The 25834-nt window shown below is 36.7% G+C and carries 24 protein-coding genes; 5 read left to right on the forward strand and 19 right to left on the reverse strand.

What is annotated here, in order from left to right; genetic code table 11:
- Positions 1-29: 29 nt before the first annotated feature.
- From FG27_RS10475 to FG27_RS10515, 9 genes are all read right to left on the reverse strand, one after another.
- Positions 30-458, reverse strand: a complete 429-nt coding sequence (locus FG27_RS10475) for a DUF4174 domain-containing protein (RefSeq protein ID WP_037318799.1) — start codon at positions 456-458, stop codon at positions 30-32.
- Positions 459-479: 21 nt separating this feature from the next.
- Positions 480-1097, reverse strand: coding sequence for a DEAD/DEAH box helicase (locus FG27_RS10480; protein ID WP_037318802.1), 618 nt, complete (start codon positions 1095-1097; stop codon positions 480-482).
- 91 nt (positions 1098-1188) lie between these two features.
- The gene (locus FG27_RS10485) at positions 1189-2070 is read right to left on the reverse strand and encodes a bestrophin family protein (RefSeq protein WP_037318804.1); all 882 of its coding nucleotides are present in this window, start codon (positions 2068-2070) and stop codon (positions 1189-1191) included.
- Positions 2071-2096: 26 nt separating this feature from the next.
- Complete coding sequence (locus FG27_RS10490; RefSeq protein ID WP_037318806.1) at positions 2097-2462, reverse strand: cupin domain-containing protein; 366 nt, start codon at positions 2460-2462, stop codon at positions 2097-2099.
- 33 nt (positions 2463-2495) lie between these two features.
- Entirely contained in the window at positions 2496-3137 is a 642-nt protein-coding gene (locus FG27_RS10495) for a hypothetical protein (protein WP_037318808.1), read from the reverse strand.
- Positions 3138-3216: 79 nt separating this feature from the next.
- On the reverse strand, positions 3217-3831 hold the full coding sequence (locus FG27_RS10500; protein ID WP_037318811.1) for a hypothetical protein: 615 nt from the start codon (positions 3829-3831) through the stop codon (positions 3217-3219).
- Between the two features lie 96 nt (positions 3832-3927).
- Entirely contained in the window at positions 3928-4332 is a 405-nt protein-coding gene (locus tag FG27_RS10505; protein ID WP_037318813.1) for a hypothetical protein, read from the reverse strand.
- A gap of 30 nt (positions 4333-4362) precedes the next feature.
- Positions 4363-4929 carry a hypothetical protein gene (locus tag FG27_RS10510; RefSeq protein WP_156101223.1) on the reverse strand — a complete coding sequence of 189 codons (567 nt, stop codon included), beginning with the start codon at positions 4927-4929 and terminating at the stop codon, positions 4363-4365.
- Between the two features lie 89 nt (positions 4930-5018).
- The gene (locus tag FG27_RS10515; protein ID WP_037318817.1) at positions 5019-5582 is read right to left on the reverse strand and encodes a sugar O-acetyltransferase; all 564 of its coding nucleotides are present in this window, start codon (positions 5580-5582) and stop codon (positions 5019-5021) included.
- Positions 5583-5766: 184 nt separating this feature from the next.
- On the opposite strand from FG27_RS10515, the gene FG27_RS10520 reads away from it, so the two are divergent.
- Positions 5767-6099, forward strand: coding sequence for a single-stranded DNA-binding protein (locus tag FG27_RS10520; protein WP_037318819.1), 333 nt, complete (start codon positions 5767-5769; stop codon positions 6097-6099).
- Between the two features lie 182 nt (positions 6100-6281).
- Here FG27_RS10520 and FG27_RS10525 read toward each other — a convergent pair whose 3' ends face one another.
- The 4 genes from FG27_RS10525 to metG all read right to left on the reverse strand — a co-directional run bounded on the left by FG27_RS10525 (position 6282) and on the right by metG (position 13909).
- On the reverse strand, positions 6282-8048 hold the full coding sequence (locus FG27_RS10525; protein WP_081912612.1) for a glycoside hydrolase family 9 protein: 1767 nt from the start codon (positions 8046-8048) through the stop codon (positions 6282-6284).
- Positions 8049-8200: 152 nt separating this feature from the next.
- Complete coding sequence (locus FG27_RS10530; protein ID WP_037318822.1) at positions 8201-9103, reverse strand: histone deacetylase; 903 nt, start codon at positions 9101-9103, stop codon at positions 8201-8203.
- Positions 9104-9154: 51 nt separating this feature from the next.
- Positions 9155-11581 (reverse strand): hypothetical protein, encoded by a 2427-nt coding sequence (locus FG27_RS10535; protein WP_037318823.1) that lies wholly within the window; start codon positions 11579-11581, stop codon positions 9155-9157.
- 240 nt (positions 11582-11821) lie between these two features.
- Complete coding sequence (gene metG, locus FG27_RS10540; RefSeq protein ID WP_037318826.1) at positions 11822-13909, reverse strand: methionine--tRNA ligase; 2088 nt, start codon at positions 13907-13909, stop codon at positions 11822-11824.
- A gap of 157 nt (positions 13910-14066) precedes the next feature.
- On the opposite strand from metG, the gene FG27_RS10545 reads away from it, so the two are divergent.
- Both FG27_RS10545 and FG27_RS10550 read left to right on the forward strand, forming a co-directional pair.
- On the forward strand, positions 14067-14636 hold the full coding sequence (locus FG27_RS10545) for a hypothetical protein (protein ID WP_037318829.1): 570 nt from the start codon (positions 14067-14069) through the stop codon (positions 14634-14636).
- A gap of 57 nt (positions 14637-14693) precedes the next feature.
- Entirely contained in the window at positions 14694-15056 is a 363-nt protein-coding gene (locus FG27_RS10550; RefSeq protein ID WP_037318831.1) for a YraN family protein, read from the forward strand.
- 92 nt (positions 15057-15148) lie between these two features.
- On the opposite strand, the gene FG27_RS10555 is transcribed toward FG27_RS10550, so the two are convergent.
- The 3 genes from FG27_RS10555 to FG27_RS10565 all read right to left on the reverse strand — a co-directional run bounded on the left by FG27_RS10555 (position 15149) and on the right by FG27_RS10565 (position 18482).
- Positions 15149-17218, reverse strand: coding sequence for a M13 family metallopeptidase (locus FG27_RS10555; protein ID WP_037318834.1), 2070 nt, complete (start codon positions 17216-17218; stop codon positions 15149-15151).
- A gap of 148 nt (positions 17219-17366) precedes the next feature.
- Positions 17367-17855: a nuclear transport factor 2 family protein gene (locus tag FG27_RS10560; protein WP_037318837.1), complete on the reverse strand. Its 489-nt coding sequence runs from the start codon at positions 17853-17855 to the stop codon at positions 17367-17369.
- A gap of 66 nt (positions 17856-17921) precedes the next feature.
- Positions 17922-18482: a hypothetical protein gene (locus tag FG27_RS10565; protein ID WP_037318840.1), complete on the reverse strand. Its 561-nt coding sequence runs from the start codon at positions 18480-18482 to the stop codon at positions 17922-17924.
- Positions 18483-18637: 155 nt separating this feature from the next.
- Here FG27_RS10565 and FG27_RS10570 point away from each other — a divergent pair, with 155 nt between their 5' ends.
- Positions 18638-19597: an NAD-dependent epimerase/dehydratase family protein gene (locus tag FG27_RS10570; protein ID WP_037318842.1), complete on the forward strand. Its 960-nt coding sequence runs from the start codon at positions 18638-18640 to the stop codon at positions 19595-19597.
- A 49-nt stretch (positions 19598-19646) separates the two neighbouring features.
- Here the strand turns inward: FG27_RS10570 and FG27_RS10575 are convergent, their stop codons facing one another.
- The 3 genes from FG27_RS10575 to FG27_RS10585 all read right to left on the reverse strand — a co-directional run bounded on the left by FG27_RS10575 (position 19647) and on the right by FG27_RS10585 (position 24678).
- The gene (locus tag FG27_RS10575) at positions 19647-20786 is read right to left on the reverse strand and encodes a PepSY domain-containing protein (RefSeq protein ID WP_037318844.1); all 1140 of its coding nucleotides are present in this window, start codon (positions 20784-20786) and stop codon (positions 19647-19649) included.
- An 88-nt stretch (positions 20787-20874) separates the two neighbouring features.
- The gene (locus FG27_RS10580) at positions 20875-22218 is read right to left on the reverse strand and encodes a hypothetical protein (RefSeq protein WP_037318846.1); all 1344 of its coding nucleotides are present in this window, start codon (positions 22216-22218) and stop codon (positions 20875-20877) included.
- Between the two features lie 21 nt (positions 22219-22239).
- Positions 22240-24678, reverse strand: coding sequence for a TonB-dependent receptor (locus FG27_RS10585; protein WP_231563308.1), 2439 nt, complete (start codon positions 24676-24678; stop codon positions 22240-22242).
- Between the two features lie 114 nt (positions 24679-24792).
- Here FG27_RS10585 and FG27_RS18680 point away from each other — a divergent pair, with 114 nt between their 5' ends.
- Positions 24793-25767 carry a helix-turn-helix transcriptional regulator gene (locus FG27_RS18680; RefSeq protein ID WP_051935822.1) on the forward strand — a complete coding sequence of 325 codons (975 nt, stop codon included), beginning with the start codon at positions 24793-24795 and terminating at the stop codon, positions 25765-25767.
- The last annotated feature ends 67 nt before the right edge of the window (positions 25768-25834 follow it).

A 25834-nucleotide genomic window follows, 5' to 3' on the forward strand; every position in this document is an offset into this window, starting at 1 on the left:
CTGAATTTCAGCTTTTTGGTCAGTTAGTTTTATTGATTTTTCCGCATTTCACTTTGCCGTATCGGCATACTATCTATAGTATTGAATAGTTTTTTTGTTGAAAGCACTTCGGTTTGAACCAGTTTTTCGCCGCCATCCAAACCAATGAGAACTACCCTGAATTCACTATCTTCAGCTTTGTGTTTTTTATAAAGTTCAGTTGAATTTTCCCAGGTTTTCTTCTTAAAACCCGTGTTGTATTTTTTAGGTAAGATTTGGTAAATTACCAGTTTTCGATCTTTTAAACCGGTTTGATCGTTTTGAAGTTCGGCAAGCTGTTTTTGAAACTTTTCATTGTCATCATCTTCAGCAATAATCAAAACCAGTCGGTCTTTCCATTGGTGCTTAGAAAGATCTTGCGCGTTTAAATTCATAGCAAAAGTGAAAATTAAAATAAATAATCTTATAGATTTTAGCATATTCTAAAATACAAAAATCTACTATACCTTCAATCTAAGCATTTCAGCACGAGCCATAAAAGAATCTTTTAAACGTTCAATTTTTGGATTTATCGTGGAGGCAAAAACAAGATACTGGCATTTTGTAATATGCTGCGGAATTCTAATTAAATCGTTATAATCGCTGTTTTTGGTTAAAAAGTCGGCGTCTTCTACCGCAAGGATCTTTAACTGACTTACATTAATCCCGGTAATTTTAAAGAGCTGAAATAATTTTTTTGGTGTAGCTATAACAATGTCTACGCCATCATAAATATCATCTTTTTGTTTGCTTATATCGGGAGCGTCATGGGCGCTATAAACACGCAAATCCATGTATTTTGTGAATTTGTTGAATTCTTCTTCGAGCGCCAGTGTAGCTTCTTTATCCTGCACAAAAATCAATGCTCTCGGTGCATCTTCAAAAGCGGCGCTTTCCAGTTTTTGAATGGTGCTTATTACCAGCGCTGTGGTTTTTCCTGAACCTTCAGGAGCTACTATAAAAAGATTTCTTCCGCTTTTTATTTTTGGTAAAATTTGTTTCTGAAAAGGAAGTGGCGTTTCAATTTCCAGTCGTTCCAGGGCTTCTTTAAGCGGAATATTCAGTTTTTTAAAAGACATAGCATTTGATTTTTTCGGTCTTTATTCTAGCATTTTTCAGCATAAAATAAGATTTTTCGAAGTTAACAAAGATAGCTTTAAATGTTAGATTCTAGTTTATGTAATAGGATTTTGATGGAGCTGCTTCTTGAATGTTGGTATTACCAATTAATTGTTTCAGATTAATCTCTATAGTTTTTGCTAGGGCTGTCACCGAAATATCAGTAGGTTTATTTTCAAAGGGATCCTGTAATAAAGTCGCTGTCATTTCCAATAAAATAAATGGGAGGGAAATAAAGAACAATACCGGAATTTCAGATACACCGCCTGTGGCAATAAGACTTATAGACAGCAAAACAATAAATAAAAAGATGAAAAAGTGGAGAAAAAGCTTGTATGTAGTAGGGAAAACTGTGTTTTTAATTCGTTCTGCTTTTCCCATAGATTCGGTTAGCCTTACAATGGTTTGGTCTATTTGCATATATTGGTAACTGTCCAGTTTTTTAGCTGAAAAAAGTGCTTTCACATCTTTCGAGTGGAAGTCGAGTAAGGCCAAAGGCAGGTTCTTATGTTTTTTGATTGCTTCGAGTTCTTCTGAAGAGATATAATCTTCAAGATTTTCATGTGGACTTAATTTTCTAAGCGATTGTCCAAGGCTGAAACACCAAGCTATTTGCCTAAGTGTTATTTCGCTTAGAGTTTTGTCATCGGCGGCAAAATGCTTAACCTGCAAAACAAGGCTTCTGGAATCGTTGACGATAGCGCCCCAAATTTTTCGGGCTTCCCACCAACGATCATAAGACTGGCTGAGTTTAAAACCCAAAACAAGGGCAATAGACGTGCCTAAAAACGCGGGGATACTTAATGGAATTGTAGGAAATGTAATTAAGAAGTTCAATCCCCAAACTGTAAAAAGAATAACTAAAATAGTAACAATGCTTATTTTAGTATTTTTTAAAATGAAACTTATTGGTAGTCGCCTGTTTATGATCATAAAAATTTTGTGCTATAAATTTAGAATTAAATCCAGTCTGGATTTTCAATAGTCAGTTTATCTTTTACTTTGCCGGTATGCCTGGTGGTCTCCGGCTCAAAAAGTAAGACCCAGGCTTCTTCCGGCGCTACGGGATTGTGTTCTACTCCTCTTGGAACGATGTACGTTTCGCCTTCATTTAAAGTTATCGTTTTATCACGGAATTCAAGCTGTAAACTTCCCTTAATAACTAAAAACATTTCATCTTCCTCTTTATGATCGTGCCATACAAATTCACCTTTTAATTTTGCTAATTTCACCTGTTGCCCATTGAGTTCGCCTACAATTTTAGGCGTCCAATATTCATTAAAAAGTTCAAATTTATCTTTTAAATTTACTTTCTCAGACTTCATAAGTATAGAATTGACTAATTAAAAATATCAAAATTACATTCGGTTTTTTATCAACTGTGGTAATTTAGCTTCAATGGGAAAGCCTTTAATGCCTTCTTTGAATTTTAGGTAGGTTTCAATTTCAGTATCACTCATTTTGTAGGTTTCTTTTAAACCTTCAATGATAATTTTTAGGTAAAATTCGTGGGGCGGGTTTATTTCATCTTTTAAGTATGCTTCATTGGTAAAAGTAAAAATTGGGCAGTTTCCATATTCGCCCAGGTAGATAATTTTACCATACCAGGAATTGTTTTTCATATCCAGGCTACGATTTTTAATTACGCGTGGGAGGTCTATATCAAAATCGCCGTCAAACTTTATTTCCTGTTTTACCAAATCAACAAACTGCTGCTCGGTAATGAGGTACATTCTACCCAGGGTTTTTGTTTTTTCATCAAAATTTGATCTAATAAATCCGGCTCCACCGCCACTCCATGTTTTGGATTTTTTAGCGAAATAAAGTTCACCGTTAATGGTAATTCCTTTAGATTTTTCGGGAAGGGTTTTGTTGGTGCAACCGGGATAAACACGCTTAGCGTTTGCCGGCCGGCCACCACCAATATAGCAACTAAAGCGTTCTTTGAGTAGGTTGGAGCCGTAACAGGCATACCAAACTTTGGGTTCTTCTTGTGGCATCTTTTTTCTACAAGAAAAGCTTTCTTATAGAGAATCGCAACCTCTAAAGTTATGTTTAAAGAAAGTTTAAGGAGCGTGCTTAGTTGATCTTATATTTAATTCCCACTTGCATTAAAATACTTACATCTTCGCCGGCAATCTGCCATCTATCACTATCTCTTAAAGAGCCTACAGGGTCAGTCCAAAATAATGTAGGTTCTATTTGCAGGGCCAAATTTTCAGTCAGTTTAGAACTGATAATTCCGGAAAAATTAACACTCATAAAATTACTGACAACTGCTGGAGACAAATTGGTTAAATCCTGCCTGAATTCCTGACGGGTATAACCAAACCCAAAATTATAACCAAAATTCCATGTGTTCTCTTCTTTAAGATGTTCTAATAAAATCATGGAAGTTAATGAAGTAACATCGCCATCAATTGGTTCATTAGAAGTTTTCCAGTTTCTTCCTTCTATTCCCGCGTTTAAATATTGAAATTTAAGTTTAAGTCCAAAATAAGAATCAGGTTTTGAATATTTTAAATCAAGATATGAACTAAATGGTAGCGAGTAATCAATATCAATACTGCTATCAGAATTTTCATACATATAAGCAGATCCGGTTCCCAGTCCGAACCCGACTTCTAAATTTTGTGATTTCCCTTCAAGTGAAGCAAATAAAAGAATTAAGGCAATTAAAGTAATATTTTTCATGTTTTTTGATAATGGAGATTTGAATGTATTTAAGCTTGTGTCTTTAGCGTACTAAGAGATAGTATGCTATTCTTTTGAAGTAAGAATTGTAAGGGTTTAAAGAAAACGATAACGTATCCCAAAGCTGCCCCTAAGGATGTCTGCATCAAGTAGAATGGGCGTAGCCTCTATATGGAAGCCGAATTTCTTTTCTTCAAATGGATAAAAGTTAAAACCAATGGGAACAACAATTCCTTCAATAAGGTTAATCCTGGCGCCAAGTCCGCCGTAAAATTCATAATCTTCCTTTTTCAGGAATTTATAGGTTAAAACTGCCTCCAGGGACATTTCTGAAATAAATTGATCGGTACCGAGTCTTAATTCTGGCGTGAGTCGCTCGCTAATTTCGTAACCTACTCCAATAGATGGAAGATTTGACTGATGATAGCTTACATTTAATTGACTGTAAGAATTGGAAATAAAGAAAATGGTAAACGCTAAAAAGAGTAGTTTTTTGTACATAGGTTTTTGATTGATGAATTAAAATTTTTTTTATTCTACGCTAAATCGAAATTTATCATTATCCTGATTTGCCAAGCTTGTGATGATTATAATATTGTTGTAATTGGTTATGTTTAGATAAAAAGATAGTGGGTTTTGCAGATAAGCTGAACCCAGGAAATAATTTCCTTTTTCTTTTAGAACGATCCCAAACTCAGTTTGAATTTGATTATCTATTTCTACAGCTGTCACTTCAATATTATACTTATAAGTAATCGACCCGGTTGTTGAAAAAAGTTCGTCTTCAGATAAAACGATTGGGGAAGGTTGACTAAAGCTATTTTCCAGGTAAAGGTTTAAACTTAAATATGCAGTTTCACTGTCTTCTCTTAACTCCTGAATATCTATTTGCTCTCCATCTTCATTGGGTAGAGTGTTTGGGATCACAGATTTAACCCATAGGGTATCCCCTTGACTAAAAAGATTGCCTTCGTTTTGAATTTCAATTAATCCTGGGGTATTAAATTCAAAACTTTCATAGTTTCTATCTTCTTCAGGTGGACAGCACATGCCGGCGCATAAAAATATCAGGGAGGTGATGAATGTAGTAATTTTCATTTCTATTTGATTGATGAATTAATGAAATTAGAGTGAAGATGATGATTTATTGATAATAATTGCAATAATAATCAATATTGTTTAGAATTCTATTGATTATTGTCTAATTTTTTGATGATTTTAGCGGGATTACCACCCACTAAAACATTTGGTGGAACATCTTTTATCACTACTGCTCCTGCTGCAATCACGCTTCCGTCACCAATACTTACTCCTGGGCAAATAATAGCGCCGCCACCTATCCACAAGCTATTGCCAATAATAACCGGTTTGCCATATTCTAAAAGCGTATCCCGGGTTTTGGCATCTAAGGGATGCGTTGCGGTATAAATGTGTACGTTTGGTGCTAAAAACACGTTGTTTCCAATATTTACTTCCACAACATCCAGGATGCAGCAATTAAAATTCATAAAAACCTGATCACCCATTTTTATGTTATATCCGTAATCACAATAAAATGGAGGCTCTATCCATAGATCTTTACCGGCTTTTTCAAATAAGGAGTAGAAGAGCTTGATTCTTTCATCTGCTTTTTCTTCACCCAGCTTATTCGCTTTTTGAAAAATAAGTCTTGCATTATACCTGTCTTTTGCGATTTCTTTTTCTTCACCCAGGTATAATTGGCCTGAAAGCATTTTTTCTTTTTCGGTCATGGTAAGTCTTAAATGTGAAATTTAATATTACGAAAAATTTCCGATTGCTTGATTCATTTCCAAACGTTTACAAACGCCTTTAAACGTAAACAAATAATTCCCAACCGATTACTACTGAATTTCCGTTCTATGTTTGTCCTGTTGAAATGAACTAACGATTTTCAGCTTTTTAAATTAATACGTTATGAGCACTATTAGAAACAAAGTACAGTTGATCGGGAATGTGGGGAGAGAGCCTGAAATCGTAAATCTGGAATCTGGAAAGAAACTGGCTAAATTCTCGGTAGCTACCAATGAGAGTTACAAAAACGGAAATGGCGAACGTATAACCGATACCCAATGGCACAATATCGTGGCCTGGGGGAAAACCGCAGAGCTGGTAGAGAAATATGTAAATAAGGGAAAAGAAGTTGGGGTAGAAGGAAAGCTTACCAGCAGAAGTTGGGATGATAAAGACGGTACTAAGCGCTATATTACTGAAGTGATTTGCAACGAGCTGCTTTTAATGGGGAAGTAAAGTGATAATTACTTTACCGAAAGTTCTAACCCGGTTCTGAAAAATGTCCAGATGCTGAGGTTCGGTTTAAAGGTGGTTTTTTTATTCAGAAAAGAAACCACCTTTTTTTCTTGCTTTCAATTAGTCAATAAACTAAAAAAGAATTTAAGATTAATTGAATTATTTTGCTTCATCGACTATATCTATCTTATTGCTTCTATCGCATTGGCGAGATATACAAAAGGTGCATTCCAGTTAATCGCGATCTCATTACTGGCATAACTGCAGCGATCATCTATGTAGGAAGTTGCCGGATATTTATGCGTATCAGTATATTTATTTTTGCAGCCTTCTTTGTCTTGTTGCCCTGGGTTTGGGCCTGCGGCCAACAATCCTGGTACGGGATCTTCAATATCATCAGATTCCGAAGGTCTGTGGTGCGGATCTCTTGTAGCTTTTTCGCCAAAACCGGTTAAAAAGGAATAGCCTGTCGCATTTCTTCCTAAAAGGTAATCAAGATTAGCATTGGCAGCATTGAGATATTTCTCATCATCTGTAATTTGAAAAGCATTTAACAGGAGTATCCCCTGGTTTGCGGCGGTTGAATTGCTCCCCCACACAAAATCTGACTCCCTGGTTCCCATAGGAATCGCATAAGCGGAAGTTTTTGAAGATGACACTAAAGCATCGCCCATTTTTGTGATCTGATTTATTATAGCATCAATATCTACAACTTCACTATTTGTATATTTATCCCTGTGCCTTACAAGCGAGTAAAGGGCAAGAGTATTTACATTTGGCCAGGCGGGAATGCCAAAATCAGTTTCTAATGAACTTTCGAGATTGGCGTCTTTATAATAGTTTTCATTTCCGGTGGTAATAAAAAGTTCCGTGGCGGCCCATTGTAATTCGTCCTTAAAATTCTGGTCTCCGTAAGCACCGGTACTTATCTTTGGATTTTTTAATTCTTCCTGGCGGTAAATTGCCTGTGGATTTTCTTTTGCCCATGTATAAGCTTTTTCGCTCATTACCAGCAAAGAATCTGATAATCCGGGTAATTCATTATAGTTTTGAAAAATTCTTGATGCCTGGGCGGTTACTGCGGCAAAATCGAGAGTAGCGGCTGTACCTTTTTGTACTACCCAGCGCTGTAAGGTGGCATCTTTTGGGGCAACTGCACCATGAAAGTTTGCGCTGGTGAGTTTGTGGTAAACACCACCGTCTTCGTCCTGCATCGTCATCATCCATCTTAGGTTGTAAAGTGTTTCATCGAGAAAATCGGGGATGTTGTTTTGACTTTCGGGAATATTCAAATTCAGGGTGTCGAGATAGTTAGGGAAATCTTCGTAAAGGGAAAGCAAAGTTCCCATTGTGATTCCGCTGTTTACAATGTACTTTCCATAATCACCTGCATCATACCAGCCTCCGGGACTTGAAATCGTAGATCCTGCAGGGCGATTCTGTGAGGCGGCAGAATTATGGATTTTCACCTTATCGTCTGGATGCCCTGCTTCTCTCGCCCATTTTCCGGCGTATTCTTCCGGTAAATCGGTAGAAGCTCTTTGATAATAAAAAGCTTTCATGCTTGCCTTCGCTGGTTCATAATGTACATTTTTTGCTATCTCAAAAGGATGGCTGGTGCCAATTCCAGATACGTGTAATACATATTTTCCTGAATTTTCTACAGAAGAAAAGTCAGCTTGTTTTACGGTTTCTTTACTATGGGGCCATTCTTTGGGTTCGCTGAGTTTGCCTGAAAATACCTCAGTTTTTTGATCTGCTGTAAGAATGGAAAAATCGGTTGCTTCTGAAGTAACAATAATAGCCTTTTTTGAAGCTTCAGGATAAAAGCCTATCTGATTTATCCGGATTTTATCTGATCCTGAATCACTTTTATTTACTTGTGCGAAAGCTGAAAAATTCAGAACAAAGCATAGAAAAGAAAACAGGAATATAGTTGAAGACTTCATAAAATTAATTTTTCGTTTTGAATATGGTTGACAACTTTAAATAGCCAGGTTTAAAGTTAATGTTCCTGAAATGTTTTTCCGCATAAGTCTGTACTTTTTAAAAGGGAAAATTTTCACTCGATAGAAAAGATTAAATGCTAAATGGGAATAGATCAGAAATAAATTTCTTTTGCTAACCTGTAAGTATTAGCATGGGCTTCAATAATCACTCTTACCTCTTTAGAATACCCTCCGCCCATACTGCATTGGACTGGAATGTCTAGATCGTGACAGGTTTGCAAAACGAACCTGTCTCTTTCTTTACAGCCATTCACAGTGCAGGAAAGTCGGCCCAGTTTATCGGTTTCCAAAATATCTACACCGCATAGGTAAAAGATGAAATCGGGTTTTTGTTCTTCTATCAAACCCGGTAAGGTATCTTTGAGTATTTTAAGATATGCTTCGTCTTCGCTACCATCAGGCACTTCAATATCGAGATCTGATTTTTCTTTTTTGAAAGGATAATTCCCTTTTCCGTGCATAGAAAAGGTGAAAACTGAAGGGTCGTCCTGAAAGATCTCAGCAGTGCCATTGCCCTGATGAACATCCAGATCTACAATGAGAATTTTTTCCGCTAACTTTTTCTGCTGAAGATACCTTGCGGCTATCGCCTGGTCATTAAGCAAACAAAAGGCTTCTGCGCGATTGGAATAAGCGTGATGAGTGCCACCGGCAATATTAAACGAAATACCATTTTCTATGGAATAATGTACGCCTTTCATTGTGCCATCGGCGATTATCATCTCTCTTTTTACTAAAGCTTCAGAAAGTGGAAATCCACTTTTCCGAATTTCTTTTTTACTAAGGTTTAGATTGCGTAAACGTTCAAAATAATCGGGGTCGTGAACATTTAGAATGTATTTTTCCTCTGGAAATTCGGGTTCAAAAAAATTATCTTCACTACAAGTCCCTTCGTGAAGTAACTGCCTGGGAAGCAATTCATATTTTTCCATTGGGAAACGATGACCTTCAGGCAGGGGATGTTTATAAATGGGATGGTAGGCGATTTTTAGCATTATTATTCAAAGAAACTGGTTACCTCATGAATTTGATGCAAAGATCAATTATTATATTGAATCTGCTGAAAGCTGCTGAATATTTTGAATCAAATCCCCGTCACTGGTAACTCCTTCTATGATTAACTGGAAATCAACTTCAGGTTTTTTAATTTTGATGACTGCGGCCTTACCTTTCTCGAAACTTACTTCCGGGATCCAATCGATAACTCCAAATTCCTGAAAAAATTCATCTGAAGTATTTTCATATTTTGGTACATAGTATTCCTTTTGTTCTGTATAGGCAAGTGGGATATCAAATGATTGAATACGATCAAAAGATATAGAGTTGAGATGGGAGCCAGGTTTGGTATACACTTTTATAGTACCATTTGCTCCCATCATTCCTTCACCCATTCCGGTTTTATTTATTTCAATATAGTCAACTTGGGTTAATGGGAAATTATAAAAGATTGAGGTGTTTAGCATAGGTGAATCGTCCAAATATAGAGTCATTGCTCTGTCTTCACCTATTTTATTTTCTCTGCGATCATCATCCCTTTCTAAGGAATTAAAATTTGTAATTTCTGATAAATATGTTTTAACCGAAAATTCTGGTTTATCAATAACAATTAAATTCTCATTTCGCAATAAATCTGCGAGATAATTAAAAATATTTAAATCTTTTTCAGAAACTACTAAAACACGTCCAAAACTTCTGTAACCTAATTGGCGGGCTCTATCAATAGGCCTTTCAACATTAGTAGAGAGTTGTACTTCGTCTAAAAGTTCTGCGTCAGTATTTAAGCCTTCATAATTGTAAAAGTTTTGAGTTTGCTCGTTACTTGAAGTGTAAATGCCAGGTGCGAGTGGGATTTGAGAAATATCAAAATCTGGAAATTTATTGGGCATAAAATAAATTTTTAGATTTGCCGGCACCAAATTATCATTAGGTTTAATCCTTGAAATTTTCAGTTTTTCACCTTGAATTGGAAAATATTCTTCTAATACGAAAGAGGTAGTGCCTTCATCAATTTCAATAACTTGTGGGATATTGGCTCCAACTCCGTGAACCATATAACGCAAATCTTTTTTATTTCGATCTTTAGGAGAAATTTCTGCCTTAAAGGAGAACCTATCGCCGGCAGTTTCTGATTGTATATTCTCATTCAGGATTTCTCCCCAATTATAACTACTCCATCCCTGTGTTAATAATAAGTTATCCAGCGCTAATTTTTTTTCAGGAGTAATATTGGTAAAGTACCATGCAGCATTTTCTATATTTCCTTTAACATAGGGTTTTAAGTGATTGTAAGATATTATATTATGATTTCTCTGGTGAGCTATAGTATTTTCTGGAAGAATTGAGATGCTTACTTTTCCTTCTTTTTCAGCTACAAAGGGTATATTGATTTCGAGGGAATCTTTTTTAGAATTTGTACTAATATTTTCTGGAGTTTCTATTTTGAAATTTTCGTGGTTAAAATATAAGCGCTCTGCTATAGGCTGCATTTTTTCATTAAAAAGCGTAAAAATATTCATTCCCGGTTCCAGTTCATTTAAATTAAAAACTACTGAAGCGTTGGTAAAGTCTTTAAATGCTATATCAAAACTGTAAAAGTTTTCACTGTCTTGTGCCACCAGGAACAATTTTTCTGATTCATAGTTAGAAAGGCTACGTTCGTTAGTTTTTATTAAAACTTCTAGTTCAGATTCCTTTTCAGAAACAGAAAGTATTAAGCCTTCGTAATCTATTTCCGGAGAAAATGCTACAGGCACTTCATTATCCATATATACAAAGACTGCGCTATATGATTTAGTCTTTTTAGGTATAAACGAGAATTTACCGATTCCAAATTTATTTAGATCAATGATACTCACTAATTGAGCATTTTCATCTTTAATAATAATTTTTCCATTTGCCAGGCCTTTTCCTAGGCTATCTGTTGCGATTACTCCAACATTGTTTATGGTATTGTCTAAGAAATGCCCACTTTCAGGTAAAAATTGAACATCGATCTTATCGGGAAAATCCCGGGATATTTTTTCTTTAGAACTAGAACTAAGAACTTTGAATTTTTCAGAAAAATGATAGGGCTCTTCAAAATTCTTCATGGATCCAGTGAAGGCCGAAATGGTATAATTACCTGCAATAAAAGAGGAATCTATATCTATAACTCCTGAAGTAATTCCATCTTCAATCAGGTACATTTCTTCCCTAATTATACTGTCCTGGTCATTTTTTACAGTAACATATAAATTCGAATTTGAAACCTCTGGCTTATGCGTAGATTCATTTAAAACGTAAGCTGCAAAACCAAGTTGTTCCCCTTTTAGGAAATGGGATTTGTTGAGATGTAAATAGGCTAACTCCTTATTTAGAAGTTTGTAATCTGCTATTTTTTCTACTAGATTCTCCTCGGTGTTTTGGCTATTTGCGTTAGTGAAAACTGCAATAATTAAGAAAAAAGGAAGTATTGATTGTAGAAATTTCTTCATAAATTAAGTTTTGATGATGAATGTTTAAAATCATCTCAAATATTATACCTTATTTAAACTATTATTAATTTATCTCTAATAAGACACTTAATTTATCATTATATATGCTATCAAGATAAGAATTGTCTGATATTTGAATGTGTTTATTTGAAATTCGTAATTTTTTAAAAACAAAAAACCTTTTGGTTTCTAAATTTTTAGAGACCAAAAGGTTGAACACTTAATTTATATTCTTAATCTCTAATTTATCGTAGTCCCGGGTTCTACACCTTCTTCATCTGGATTTACAAAAACCAGTTTTCCTCCTGAATTCTCTGTCATTAAGATCATGCCTTCGCTTTCTACACCACGCAGTTTTCTTGGAGCTAAATTCGCCAAAACGGTAACTTTCTTTCCAATAATTTCCTCCGCTTTGTAATGCTCTGCAATTCCCGAAACCACGGTTCTTTTATCCAAACCGGTATCTACTTTGATTACCATTAATTTCTTGGTTTTGGGCATTTTATGAGCTTCAATAATGGTTCCCACGCGCAAATCCATTTTAGTGAAATCTTCAAAAGTAGCAGTTTCTTTTTGAGGCTCAACTACTTTATCTACGGCAGCATTTGCAGTTTTTGTAGCTTCCAGTTTCTCTAATTGCTGCTGAATTTGCTCATCTTCAATCTTACTAAAAAGCAATTCTGCTTTGCCAATTTGATGCCCTGCCGCAAGTAAAGAATCGCGGGTAGCAATCTTATCCCATTGCGAATATTCTTCCCCGGAAAGTTTGCTTTCAGCATCGGAGAAGTTTAGCATTTTTTGAAGTTTCGCTGAAGAAAATGGTAAAAAAGGTTCGGTTAAAGTAGCTAGCGCTGAAGCTATTTGTAGCGCCACATACATTACTGTTTTTACACGTTCTGCATCGGTTTTAATCACTTTCCAGGGTTCTTCATCGGCTAAATATTTGTTTCCTAAACGAGCCAAATTCATCAATTCTCCTTGCGCTTCCCGGAAACGGTATTTTTCAATTGAACTTGCAATAACCGCGGGATATGCTTTTAGCGTGCTAATAGTTTCCTCGTCAATTTTAGAATAATCATTTGGTTCTGGAACAATTCCGGAGTAATATTTATTAGTAAGTACAATTACACGGTTAATAAAGTTCCCGAAAATTGCTACCAACTCATTATTATTCCTGGCCTGGAAATCTTTCCAGGTAAAATCGTTGTCTTTAGCTTCAGGCGCATTTGCAGTTAAAACATAACGCAAAACATCTTGCTGATCTGGGAAATCTTCCAAATACTCGTGTAACCAAACCGCCCAGTTTTTGGAGGTAGATAATTTTTTTCCTTCCAGGTTAAGAAATTCGTTTGCCGGCACATTTTCGGGCAAAATATAATCACCGTGTGCTTTAAGCATTACCGGGAAAATAATACAGTGAAAAACAATATTGTCTTTTCCTATAAAGTGCACCAGCTTGGTGTTATCATCTTTCCAGTAGGACTCCCAGTCTTTGCCTTCGCGCTCGGCCCATTCTTTGGTAGAAGAAATGTAGCCAATTGGCGCATCAAACCAAACGTAAAGCACTTTGCCTTCTCCGCCTTCAACAGGAACGGGGATTCCCCAGTCTAAATCGCGGGTTACGGCACGAGCGCGCAAACCATCATTTAACCAGGATTTTACCTGTCCATGCACATTGCTTTTCCAGTCGTGGGCGTGACCTTTTACGATCCATTCGTCCAGCCATTCCTGGTATTGATCTAAGGGTAAAAACCAGTGACGAGTTTCTTTTAAAGTGGGTACTTCCCCGGTAATCGCCGATTTTGGATTAATAAGATCTGTGGCGTTTAGCGAAGTTCCGCAGCTTTCACATTGGTCGCCGTAAGCTTCCTCGTTTCCGCATTTTGGGCAGGTTCCGGTTACAAACCTATCGGCTAGAAATTGCCCGGCTTTTTCATCGTAAAGTTGCTGGGTGGTTTCTTCGATAAACTTCCCGTCTTCATACATTTTTTTGAAAAATGCCGAAGCCGTATCGTGATGTACTTTTGCTGAAGTCCTGGAGTAATTATCAAAAGAAACCCCGAAATCCTCAAAAGATTTCCTGATGATTCCGTCGTATTTATCAACGATATCCTGCGGGGTAACTCCTTCTTTTTTAGCTTTTATGGTAATTGGTACTCCGTGCTCATCACTTCCGCAAACAAACGCAACATCATTACCCTGCATTCGCAAATAGCGGGCATAAATATCGGCTGGAACATAAACACCGGCAAGATGGCCAATATGTATGGGGCCGTTGGTGTATGGTAATGCTGCGGTAATAGTGTATCGCTGTGGAGTATTGCTCATTTATCTTAAAATTTATTGAAGGCGCAAAGGTAAGCAACTCCTTAAAAATACGCGTTAAATTCTTGTAAAACAGAAGGCGTCTGAAGGAAATGTTCCGCAATTTAGCCTTTAAATTTAGTTTGAATACCAAAAGCTTTAAATCAATAAATCTTAACCAATGAAAAAATTAAGCTTAATACTTGCAATACTTAGCCTTGTAGCCTGCGGAAGCAGTAATAAAAGCACCACAAATGATAAATTTGTAGCCGAAAATCTTACAAATTATGATGCTGAAGATTTAAATGAAAATTATCCTGATGCAAATATGTATGAAGATTCTGGACTGTTTGAAGAAGGGACTGTAGAGCGTGCATATACTGTAATGTATCCCGATACACCAGATGAATTGCATATTACCTGGAAAACTGAGGGGCGTGAAGAAATATTTGATATTCGATTTTCGGAAAATGGGAAATGGAAATCTGCTGAAGGCATTAAAATTGGAACTCCTTATGAGGCTTTAAAGGAAATCAACGGAGAAAAAATTTCTTTCTATGGATTTGGATGGGACTACGGCGGTGCCGTTATGTGGAACGACGGGAAACTGGAAAATTCTAAATTAAGAGTATTCCTGGCGCCCGACGGCGAAGTAGCCGATAAGTTTTATGGTGACCGTATAATTGAAGCGAGTGATGAAGAGATTGAAAGTTTAGATTTAAAAGTTACCAGTATTATGCTGGTGAATTAGTTTTTTTTACGGGAAATCCCTCTATATAAAAATCTGGAATTAATCCTAAATTCACTTATGGCTCAGCATAACGCTTTGGGGGAATTGGGTGAACGCCTCGCTTTAGAACACCTTTTAAAACAAGGTTATGAAATCCTGGCTGAAAATTATGTTTATAACAAAGCGGAAATAGACATTTTAGCCCGGAAACATAGTACTTTGGTAGTAGTAGAAGTTAAAACAAGAAGCACACCCGATTTTGGGGACCCACAAAGTTTTGTGAAGCCTAAACAAATTCGGCAGCTCGTAAAAGCTGCCGATTTTTATTTAAATGATAATCAGTTAGACCTGGAAGTACGGTTTGATATTGTTGCAATAATAAAAAACAAAGCCGGGATACAGGTAGAGCATCTTGAAGATGCCTTTTTGCATTTTGAGTGAACCAATTTATTCCAAATAAAAAGGCCTCACAGTCCCGTTAACGATCGGGACTGTGAGGCCTATACTTGTATAAAAATACTTCCGAAAAAATATTACCAGATTTTCACTCGATCTTCCGGCGCTAGATACATTTTATCTCCTTCTTTAATATCAAATGCGGTATAAAAAGCATCGATATTTTGAAGTGGTACATATGCTCTGTACATTCCTGGAGAATGAGGATCGGTTTTGATCCTGTTTTTCAAGGCTTCTTCACGCATTTTGGTTCTCCAAACGGTTGCCCAGGACATAAAGAAACGTTGTTCTGGCGTGTAACCATCTATTTTACCAGGATCTCCGTGCTCTTCTAAATGAATTTGTAACCCGTCGTAAGCAGCGTTAACGCCACCAAGGTCACCAATATTTTCACCTAAAGTAAATTGACCGTTGATGAAAACGCTATCTAACACTTCAATATTGCTGTATTGATCGGCAAGGTCTTTTCCAAGCGCTTCAAATTGCTCAAGATCTTCATCTGTCCACCAGTTATTCAGGTTTCCTTCTGAATCAAAACGAGATCCGCTATCGTCAAATCCGTGAGAAATTTCGTGGCCAATTACAGCACCAATTCCGCCATAATTTATAGCAGCATCAGCTTTGTAATCGTAAAACGGTGGCTGAAGAATAGCCGCTGGGAATACGATCTCGTTATAGCTAGGGTTGTAATATGCATTCACGGTTTGCGGAGGCATAAACCATTCGGTTTTGTCTACCGGCTGACCAAGATCGGCCATATTATCGGCTACTCTCCATTTGCTGGAGTTCATCATATTTTGAAAATATGATCCGCCATCTTCACTGCTTGAAATTTCAAGATCGCTATAGTCTTTCCATTCATCAGGATACCCTACTTTAATAGTGGTGGTTCCTAATTTCTCTTTAGCTTTTTCTTTAGTGTCTTCACTCATCCAGCTAAGATTATTTATCCTGTTCTCATAAGCTTTCACCAAGTTTCCAATCATTTCCTGGGCTTTTTCTTTAGCTTCAGCAGGGAAATGTTTGTCTACATATAATTTACCTAATGCTTCTCCTAAAGTACCATTTACAGTTTGTAAAGCACGTTCTTTTCTAGGACGCTGCTCTTGTGCACCTTGTAAAGTCTTGCTGTAAAACTCCCAATTTGCAGTTTCAATTTCTGTAGAAAGAGTGCTGGTAGCATCGTTAAAAATGCTCCATTTTAGGTAATCTTTCCAGTCGTTAACAGAATTTTCAGCAAACACATTCTGAAGTGATTCCATATATTTTGGTTGAGAAACGATAATGGTATCAAGATCTATAGCGCCAATTTTTTCAAAATAAGTGCTCCACTTGATGGCAGGCACCATGTTTTCAAGTTCGGTTACAGTTTTTGGGTTGTAAGTTTTGCGGGCATCACGACGTTCAACCTTATCCAATTGAGGTTGTGCCAGGCTGGTTTCAAAAGCAAGAATTCGCTCTGCAGCGTCTGCAGCTTCCTCTTCAGAATAATCTATATACTGAAGCATTCTTGTGATGTGCTCTTTGTATTTTTCTCTTTTCTCTTTTGAATCTGAATCATCAGCTACGTAGTAATCGCGATCTGGTAATCCTAAACCGGCGGGGTAAAGATAAGCAGCGTTCATATTGCTGTCTTTAGCATCAGATCTAACTCCGAAAGAGAAAAATCCTGCGCCACCGTATTGTTGCATTTCGGTAAGGAATTCCTGTAAATCTTCTTTATTTTCAATAGCGTCTACTTTAGCCAAATATGGTTTTACGGGCTCAACGCCTTTTTCATTTCTGGCAACGGTATCCATAATGGTTTTGTAAAGATGAACCGCTTTTGCCTGATCGCTAGAAGGATCTAAGCTATCGTTTGCTGAAGCACCTTCAAGTAAAGCCAGGGCATCCTCATCGGTACGTTCACGAAGTTCCATAAAACTTCCCCAGGTAGTCTGGTCTGAAGGGATTTCGGTAGAATCTACCCATTTCCCATTTACATATCTAAAGAAATCTTCTTTAGCGCTCACGGTGGTATCCATATACGCCAGGTTAATCCCGTGAATTTCTTCTTTTTCAGTTTGTTCTTTTTCGTTATCCTGGCAACTGCTTAAAGTAGCAGCTCCTAAAACCGATAGGAACATTACTTTGGTTAATTTTTTCATGTGTGGTTTAAATTGTTATGAAATTTCCGGCTAAAGTACTAAAAAGATGAATATTTAGCTGAAATTATTTAGGCTAAGAAATAGCTGAATAATAGAACCAAATTTTCGATTTCTGGAAACGAAATTGTTAAAGGCAAACTTTTTGAAGTTATTGCTCTTTTAATTCTGAAATAAGGTTATCGTCAAATTTCTTTTTGATTGCGGTCACTTCTTCTACATTTTTATTAGGAATAGCTATAGAAAGTACGTAGTGAGCAATTTTCCAGCCTTCTTTAGTCTTTTGTAAAACACCAGACCCACGGCAAATTCCCATTTGCGTATCAAGAAGTTCATCAAACCAGGCGGTTTTGCTGTTTTCTTCGGTATAAATATTTCGTTCTAAAGTTGTAAAACTCCAGGCTTTTCCCCGGTCAAAATAAGGCTTTGAGAATTCTCGAAAATCATCATTCTGCCAGTTTTCGGTAGCATCGGTGCCTATAAAAACGCCTTCTGCAGTCATAAGACTAAAGTACTTCTCAAAATTGGCTTCAGCGGCAGCCTTGTGCCATTGAGTTAAAACCTTGTCTATCTTAGGTTTTTCCTGAGCTGCTATATTTAAACTGAAAACCAGGAAAAGGAGCGCGATAATTTTTTTCATTTTGAAGAATTTTCATTGAAGATATCAATTTTTCTGCACTCAGGATTCACACAAGAGCTATTGTATTTATGTCTGGGGAAGAGAATCTATAGAAATGGTATCTCTCTCGGCCTTAAATTCATCTAATTCATCTTCAAAATCTTCCAGTGTTTTTAAGAAAAGTTCATTAAGCTGAATCTTGAAATTATTGAATTCATCTGGGATTTCCTGGGCAACTTCAATTATTGCATCAGCATCTAATTGTCTACGGTGAGAAAGTTGGTCCAAAACTTTTGCTTTGGTGACTAATACATTAGCCCGAGCTCTAACAGCATTTGAACTTAAAGAATCTGGAATGCTGGTATTAAGTGACTCCATTACCTGGGCGATAGGGCGGGAGCTTTCTATAGTTTGCTGCAACGTAGCATTTTTAAGTTGGTCTACTTCGTTTTGTGCGGCAATATAAGCCAACCATTCTATGGCATGTTTTCGGGCTTCGGGGAGTAAAATGACTTCTTCGTTAGTGGCTTCAATTTGTTGATTTAAGGCAATAGAATCTAATTGCCTCGCTGCTGTGTCCTTATTTTGAGTTTTTTCCTCACAAGACCACAGGATGAGTATAACTATTATAAAAACCAATTTCTTCATACATGACAAAGTTAACCTAAAATAAGCCAGTTTTAATAATTTTCCAGACTTGAAGTATATGCTCAGTAAAAGATTTCTAATAAAAGTAAAGGTTTCGCCGATTTCATTGCGAAAACCTCTATGTAAATAAATATATTTGCGGAAAAATCAATACGATGGCCGGGAAAATTTTAATTATTGGTGCTTGTGGACAAATTGGAACCGAGTTAACGCTGAAATTACGTGATCTCTACGGAAACGATCGGGTAGTGGCTAGTGATATTAGGGAAGGAAATGAGGAATTAATGAATTCCGGACCTTTTGAAATTGCCGATGCGACTGATGCTCCAGTAATTGAATCCATTATTGATAAATACGGAATCTCAGAGGTTTACCTTATGGCCGCCATGCTTAGCGCAACTGCCGAAAAAGCCCCGATGAAAGCGTGGAATCTTAATATGGATTCGCTTTTTCATATTTTAAACTTTGCAAAAGATAAAAAGATTGAGAAGGTATTTTGGCCTTCCAGTATTGCAGTTTTTGGCCCTACAACTCCTAAAAACGATACCCCACAAACTACTATTATGGAACCTTCTACGGTTTACGGGATTAGTAAGCAAACCGGGGAAAGATGGTGTGAATATTTTCACGATAAATATGGGGTAGATGTAAGAAGTTTGCGTTATCCCGGCATTATAAGTTATAAAACTCTTCCCGGTGGCGGAACTACAGATTACGCGATAGAAATTTTTCACGAAGCGCTTAAGAATAAAGCCTACACTTCATTTTTAGCTGAAGACACCGGTCTGCCAATGATGTATATGGACGATGCGATTAAAGCTACCGTAGATATTATGGAAGCTCCTTCAGAAAAAATAAAGGTGCGATCTTCTTATAATCTTTCGGCTTTGAGTTTTACCCCAAAGGTTCTTGCCGAGGCTATTCAGAAGGAAATTCCTGACTTCAATATCTCCTACGACCCAGATTTTAGACAAAAAATAGCCGATTCCTGGCCATCTAGCATAGATGATTCTGAAGCCAGAAAAGACTGGCAATGGAAACACGATTTTGACATGCAAAGCTTGGTTAAGGAAATGCTTGCCGGAGTTTCTGAACAACTGAATACCGCGAAATAACTCGATAATCGAGACTCGATATAGCCCCGTTAGCTTGTTGACGTATGGTTTATTTCTTTTTTTTCTTCATTTTATTAAGCCAGATTATGGTTCCGGTAATTGGTAAACTGGTGGCGATTAAGCAGGCCAGAAAATAAAGAATTTTTGAAAAAGTCCCGAATATTTCTCCTGTGTGAATTGGCTTTATTAATGAAGCTACCTGAACGTTCGCAGGTTTTTCTGAAAAAAGTTCTTTTTTAAGTATTTTCCCGTCTCTATCTATCACCAACATATCGTAAGTGTTAGGTGACCAGTTGCCAGATTCATATTTTCTAATGGAAAAAACACCGTTTTCGTCCTGCGGAAATGAAATTGAAGTCTCCCCGGGATAATCCAGGTTTTGATTAGAAATATTAATGATCTCTGCAAGTTCCAGGGTTTTAGAATCGGCATTGGTTTCTGAAGCAATTTTAGGTCCGCCGCGACCACCAAAAACCTGGGTTCCCAGAACCTGACTACCGAGGTCTTTATACCAATCAAAAGACCAGAATAGTCCGGTTAGCGTCATTACAATTAATAATAGGCAGGAATAGAAACCAAGGGTATTATGCAGATCGTGGTTAATCCTTTTCCAGTTAGCAGACCATTTAATTTTAAAGCCCGGTTTTAAGGTTTTCCACTTTATTTTTTTCTTCGGAAACCAAAGTACCACTCCGCTTATAGATAGAAATAGAAAGATAATGGTTGCAATTCCCACGATAGGTCTTCCAATAGCAGAATCGAATAACAACCAGCGATGCATTCTAAACATAGTAAAGAAAAATTCATCTGCAGGATTTTCACCTAGTTGTTGGTAATCCCCGGTATATTGATTTACATAAAAAGTGGTGCCACGTCTATCTTCCGACGAAGTTTTTACCTTGAATTCATAAGCTTTATTGGGATTTTTAGGTAACGTGAGCCCGGTAACCGCTCCTTCTTTTTCAAGGTTTTGCTGCAAATTTTCAATAGCAATTAGTTTACCTTGTTGCGGGTCTACTTTTAATTCTTCAGCAAAAAGCGATTTTATTTCGGTTTGGAAGGTTAAGATAGTTCCGCTTAGGCAAACTAAGAAAAGGATAATCCCGCTGCCAAGCCCTAACCATAAATGCAGATCGTTTAATAATTTTCTAAAAGTATATTTTTTCTTTTTTTGCTTCTTCTTTGTCATGGATTTTGGTATAAAACTTAAAATAAGACTGACCGGAAAAAAAATTCCGGTCAGCCCTTTTTGGCAAATTCAAATATTTATTAGGTGATTAAAATGCTCCTATAAAATGGCTTCCTTCAACGTTTACCAGTTCGGCTCCTTTAGTTACCTCACCGGTTTGGGTATCTATTACATAAATATTTCCGTTTTCTCCTACGGGAGCTTCGGTTACATAAATTTCATCGCCATCTACTACAAATCCCTGGTATTGGAATAGGTAGAAATCTTCGCTATATGGGATTTCATTTATTTTTTGTGCAGTTTTTGCTTCTAAATCTACCAGGGCGAAGTATCCCTGGGCTCCAGCTACACCTTCAGCAGAACCTGCGTGACGATAAGCTACAACCGCTTTTCCGCTTGCGGTAGGTCTCCAGGCAAGAATATAAGCGTCTTCAACACCTAATGCTTCGTCTAAATTAAACACGTATGAATCATCATACTGATTATTGGCGCCTATTTTTAAGATATGAGAACCGTTTGGATCTCCCTGGTTTGCCTGGTAAACACTTCCATTTACTAAGAACGCGTTAATGCTACGGTATCCGTTGGTGTTTCCTTTTCCAACTTCAGAAGTAATAATAGTTGGGTTTTCTAAAGAAGGGTAGTCCAAAACGATGGTTTTAGAACCTAAAACTTCACCATTTCTATCTGTTTCTCCGGTTTCCGGATCTACTTTACTTATACGGGCGCCAATGTATAATTTATCTCCTGTAGCATTTAAGGTTGGCATATCAATCCTGCCAATGTAATATCCTTGAGCTTCCAGTTCTTCGCTTAGTTGAAGACTTGATTCTTTAAATTCTTTTATTACCGAATTTTGTAAATCTAAGGTGACAATCCCCATAGTAGCTTGGGTACGAAGATAATTATCCTCATCATCAAACTGGTGCTCGGTATCTACATATACAGCGGCTCCTGTTTGGTCTCCGTCAAATAATTTAATCCATCTTGGAGCAGAACCTACATAAGGAGCAATGCTAATTTCGCTTCCGGTTTTTTCAAAATTTTGACCTCCATTTACATTGTATTTTGTGTAATTTCCTCCAGTATCGCCGGCGTAGCTAATATTGAATATTGTGCTGCCGTCTTCAGAAGATTGCAACCTTGCAGTTCTGTTAGAAGGTACTATAAATCCGTTATCAAAAGGTTCTATAGATACGTTTGGATCTTTAGCGTCTTCACTACTTATGGAGTAGATTAGTGTGCCTCCATTACCATCTCCAGGATTTTCTCCCATTCTGGCTGCAGCAACGGTAATCCATCTACCCTCTTCGTTTTCACCTGGTTCCTGGCCTGGGTCTATAGGAGAATCATCGCTACTACAAGAAGTCAGTAAGCCTGTTGCCATGGCTATTGTTGCAAAAGTTTTAATGCTGAAAAAATTACGTTTCATACTATTATTTTTAATAATTGGTTAAAATTTATTGATTGAATAATTTAATTTTAGGTAAAAGGCCCTTCCCGGTTTTTGCACCGATAAATTGTCGTAAACAGGTTTGTCAAAGATGTTTTTTATATCAAAACTCATTACAAAATTTTGGTTGGGGAAGGTGTAACTAAGGCCAATATCCTGCGCTAATTGCTGAGGTACCTTAAAGAAATCGTCTCCTACAGTGTTGGATCCCTGCGGAACCAGATATGAAAATTCATCGGTAAAGTACATGGTGTAGAATAGGTTTAGCCGGGAGTTTTTCTGAATTAAATTTTTAATTGAATAGCGTAAGTTTCCATTCATAGTAAAAAATGGAGTGTTGGGGACGTCTATTTCTACGCCCCGGTTTTCAATTTTTAAATCGAATCGGGATATATTAAAATTGAGTCCGAAATTATTATTATAGGTATAACCCAACTGTGCGTCTATACCTTTTGAAGTACCGCTACCCTGGTTTACATACACAATTAATTCTTCATCTACATTTAGGGAAGTCTCTATAGGTAAACCAATTCTATCTTTAATATTTCTGGTAAAAAAATTTGTTGAAGCATTAAATTGATGCTTATTGAAGTTAAATGAGCCTAGTTTAACTCCTAAATTATAATTGTTACTTTGCTCGGGATTAATGCTTGCGTTGGCTACCACATTATCACCATCGTTACCAAATATTTCGGTTTCGTTTGGCAGTCGCACTGCTTTTTCTGCAGAAGCCAATAAGGTGATAGTAGAGCTAAGCTCGTAAGAAGCTGCAAAACCATAGCCTTCATATTTTTTGTTACTGCTTATAACATCATCTACAATTTCCCTGCTTCCATCTGGATTTCTTTGAATTTCGGGATCTACACTTATGCTTTTCTGTTGATAATATTTTCCGAATAAATTGGTTTTTAATCTGTCATTAAAAGCATTTAATTCATAAGTTATCGAAAGTATGTTTTTGTGTAAATCTCTTGTTCCTACAAAGGTATTTTCTAATACAGATTGTAGTTCGTCCCTATCTTCTCTATCAATTCCGCTATAAACGTGGTTAGCTAAAATTGTGTGGTTATCGCTAATAGCGTAGGCCAAACCAGTTCTAATGGAGGCCACGTTACGATTAATTTTTGCAAGCGTTGGACCGCCTTCTTGCTGCGAGCCCCAGGTATATTTGTATTCGTTTCCTCTAAAATCTATCGCTCTTTCGCCGTTCCAGCTATAAGCCCAGGGCACCGTATCATTCACCTGGCGATTTCGCTTTCCATAATATCCGGTTACAGTTACATCTAAACCTGGAGTAATTAAATCTTCTTTTTGATAAGTTAAATTGGCAAGGGCCGCGTCAGATTCAAGAAATCTTCCTTCGTATGGCATGATGGTCATGAATGCGCCATGTTGCACTTCTTTGTAATCATCAGAACCTGTAAAACCTACAAAAAACTGGTCGGCCCATGTTACATCTGTATATCCTACCTGAACCGTACCCCCGGTAGACCTGTAGGCATCGTTAAAACGTCTCGCGGTAATTGGGGTTTGCTGGCCACCTAAACCGGTTACTACAATACTTCGGCCTGAAACTTCATAATCATTATCAGAATAGTTATGAAAGGCAGAGGCTTTTACGGTTAAACCAGAATTATCAAACCTGTACAACCCATTTACATTGGTTTGAAAAGTATTGAATGAGCCGTATGACACAGAAGCGTTAATATTTTCACTCGACTGTTTATTAAGCACAATATTGATAGCACCGCCCAGGGCATCGTCGGCTAAATGGCCGGGAACAACGCCTTTGTAAACTTCAATTCGCTCGATCATTGATGGCGGAATGCTGTTTAGGTTATAGGACGAACCAAATGTGAAAATTGGAATTCCATCTATAAAAATACGTACGGCACTTCCCGATAATCCATTTAAACTGTATTCTGCACGGGAGCCTAAGCCACCATTTTGCCGAATTTTTACTCCAACCGTAGTGTTTAGTAATTCGTTTGTCTGAATATTTCTAATACTTGCCTCGCCGGTTTCTAAAACATTAAGGGCAAAACCTTTTTTCTCCATTTTGGTTTTAAAAGATTCTGCCCTGAGATGTACCTCGCCTAGTTCGTTTTCAGCGGTATTTATTTTTATGTTGTGTTTTAAATTTGTGGGATTTACAGCTATTTGATGATGGGCTATAAAATTACCTTTACGAATTTCCAGTAAAAAAACTCCGCGCTGTAAATTCTTTATTTGATATTTTCCTTCGGAATCTGATTGCGTGCTTTTACTCTGATTGAGATTGGAAGCTGTAATATTTGCGCCCTTTAGTACTTCCCCGTTTTCATCTTCAATTATTCCAGAAATATCGAAGTTTTTATCTTCCTTTTGCTGAGCATATATGGTGAAAATACTGGCTGAAAGCAACAGTAAAATAAAGCTTGTTGTAAATTTTGGGATCACAATTTAAATTTATTATTCTTATTTAAACTAATTTTAAATAACTTGCGACAAATTTATATTTTGAAGTGGTAAGCCTGTTTCGGTTTTGGAAATAAAAATTACGGAAAACGTATTATGTATATTGAGTCTAAATTAAAAGAGTTTGAAAAAACCTTATTTTCTATAGATGTATCAGAAGAAAGTCATCAAAATATTTTACAGCAAGAGGTTGTGAAATATTCTATTCAGTGGCTCAAAACAAACAGTAAAATTCAGTTTACAAAAGGATTATTTATTATAGAAGCTAACTTTGATAATATCAGAGAATTAACCGATATTTTTAGCATTAGCGGGGAGTATATTCAAATATCCTATTTAGGGAAGGGAGATTCGCAGTTAATTTCCTCTAAGGAAGAAAAACCTGTAGGAATGGGATGTGTTAATTGCTGTTATGACCGTGATACAGTTACAACCATTAAAATGCCAGCGAATATCCCAACGCATTATCAGGCGCTTTTCCTTTCAAAAGAATATTACTTAAAACTCTTTACTAACGAAGGCTGGGTTGTTGAAAATTCTTTTCACAGGAAAGTAAAAAATGGAGAATTTTTAAAATTTGGAGCTTATAAATTTCCTATAGATTATAATTTATATCATATTTTAAATGAGATCACAAAAAACGATTGGAATACCGATTTTAAAAAATATTATCTTGAATTAAGGCTTAAAGAATTGTTTCTCTCTTTACATTTTTGCCAGCAGGAATTGTGCAATGGAGTAGTAAAAGGAATTAGCGAAGAAAACCAGGAGAAAATAAGAACCGCTCACGCTTATTTAATAGAAAACTTTAAAAATCCCCCAACTATAAAATTACTGGCCAGGAAAGTACTTTTAAATGAGCTTCAGCTCAAGAAAGACTTTAAAAAAATGTATGGAAAAACAATTAGGAGTTACATAATCGAGTTAAAAATGGAGAAAGCTAAGGAGCTTTTAGGTAAATATACAGTAAGCGAAATGGCTGGAATTGTGGGATATAAAAGTGTGCCTCATTTTATAAATACTTTTAAAAAATGCTATGGTTATACCCCAAAACAAGGTTTGAATCAGTAAAAATTTAGGCATAAAAAAAGCCGCTATCATAGCGGCTTTTCAAGTTCTTGAAATAGGATAATATATA

Source organism: Salegentibacter sp. Hel_I_6 (assembly GCF_000745315.1).
GTDB lineage: Bacteria > Bacteroidota > Bacteroidia > Flavobacteriales > Flavobacteriaceae > Salegentibacter.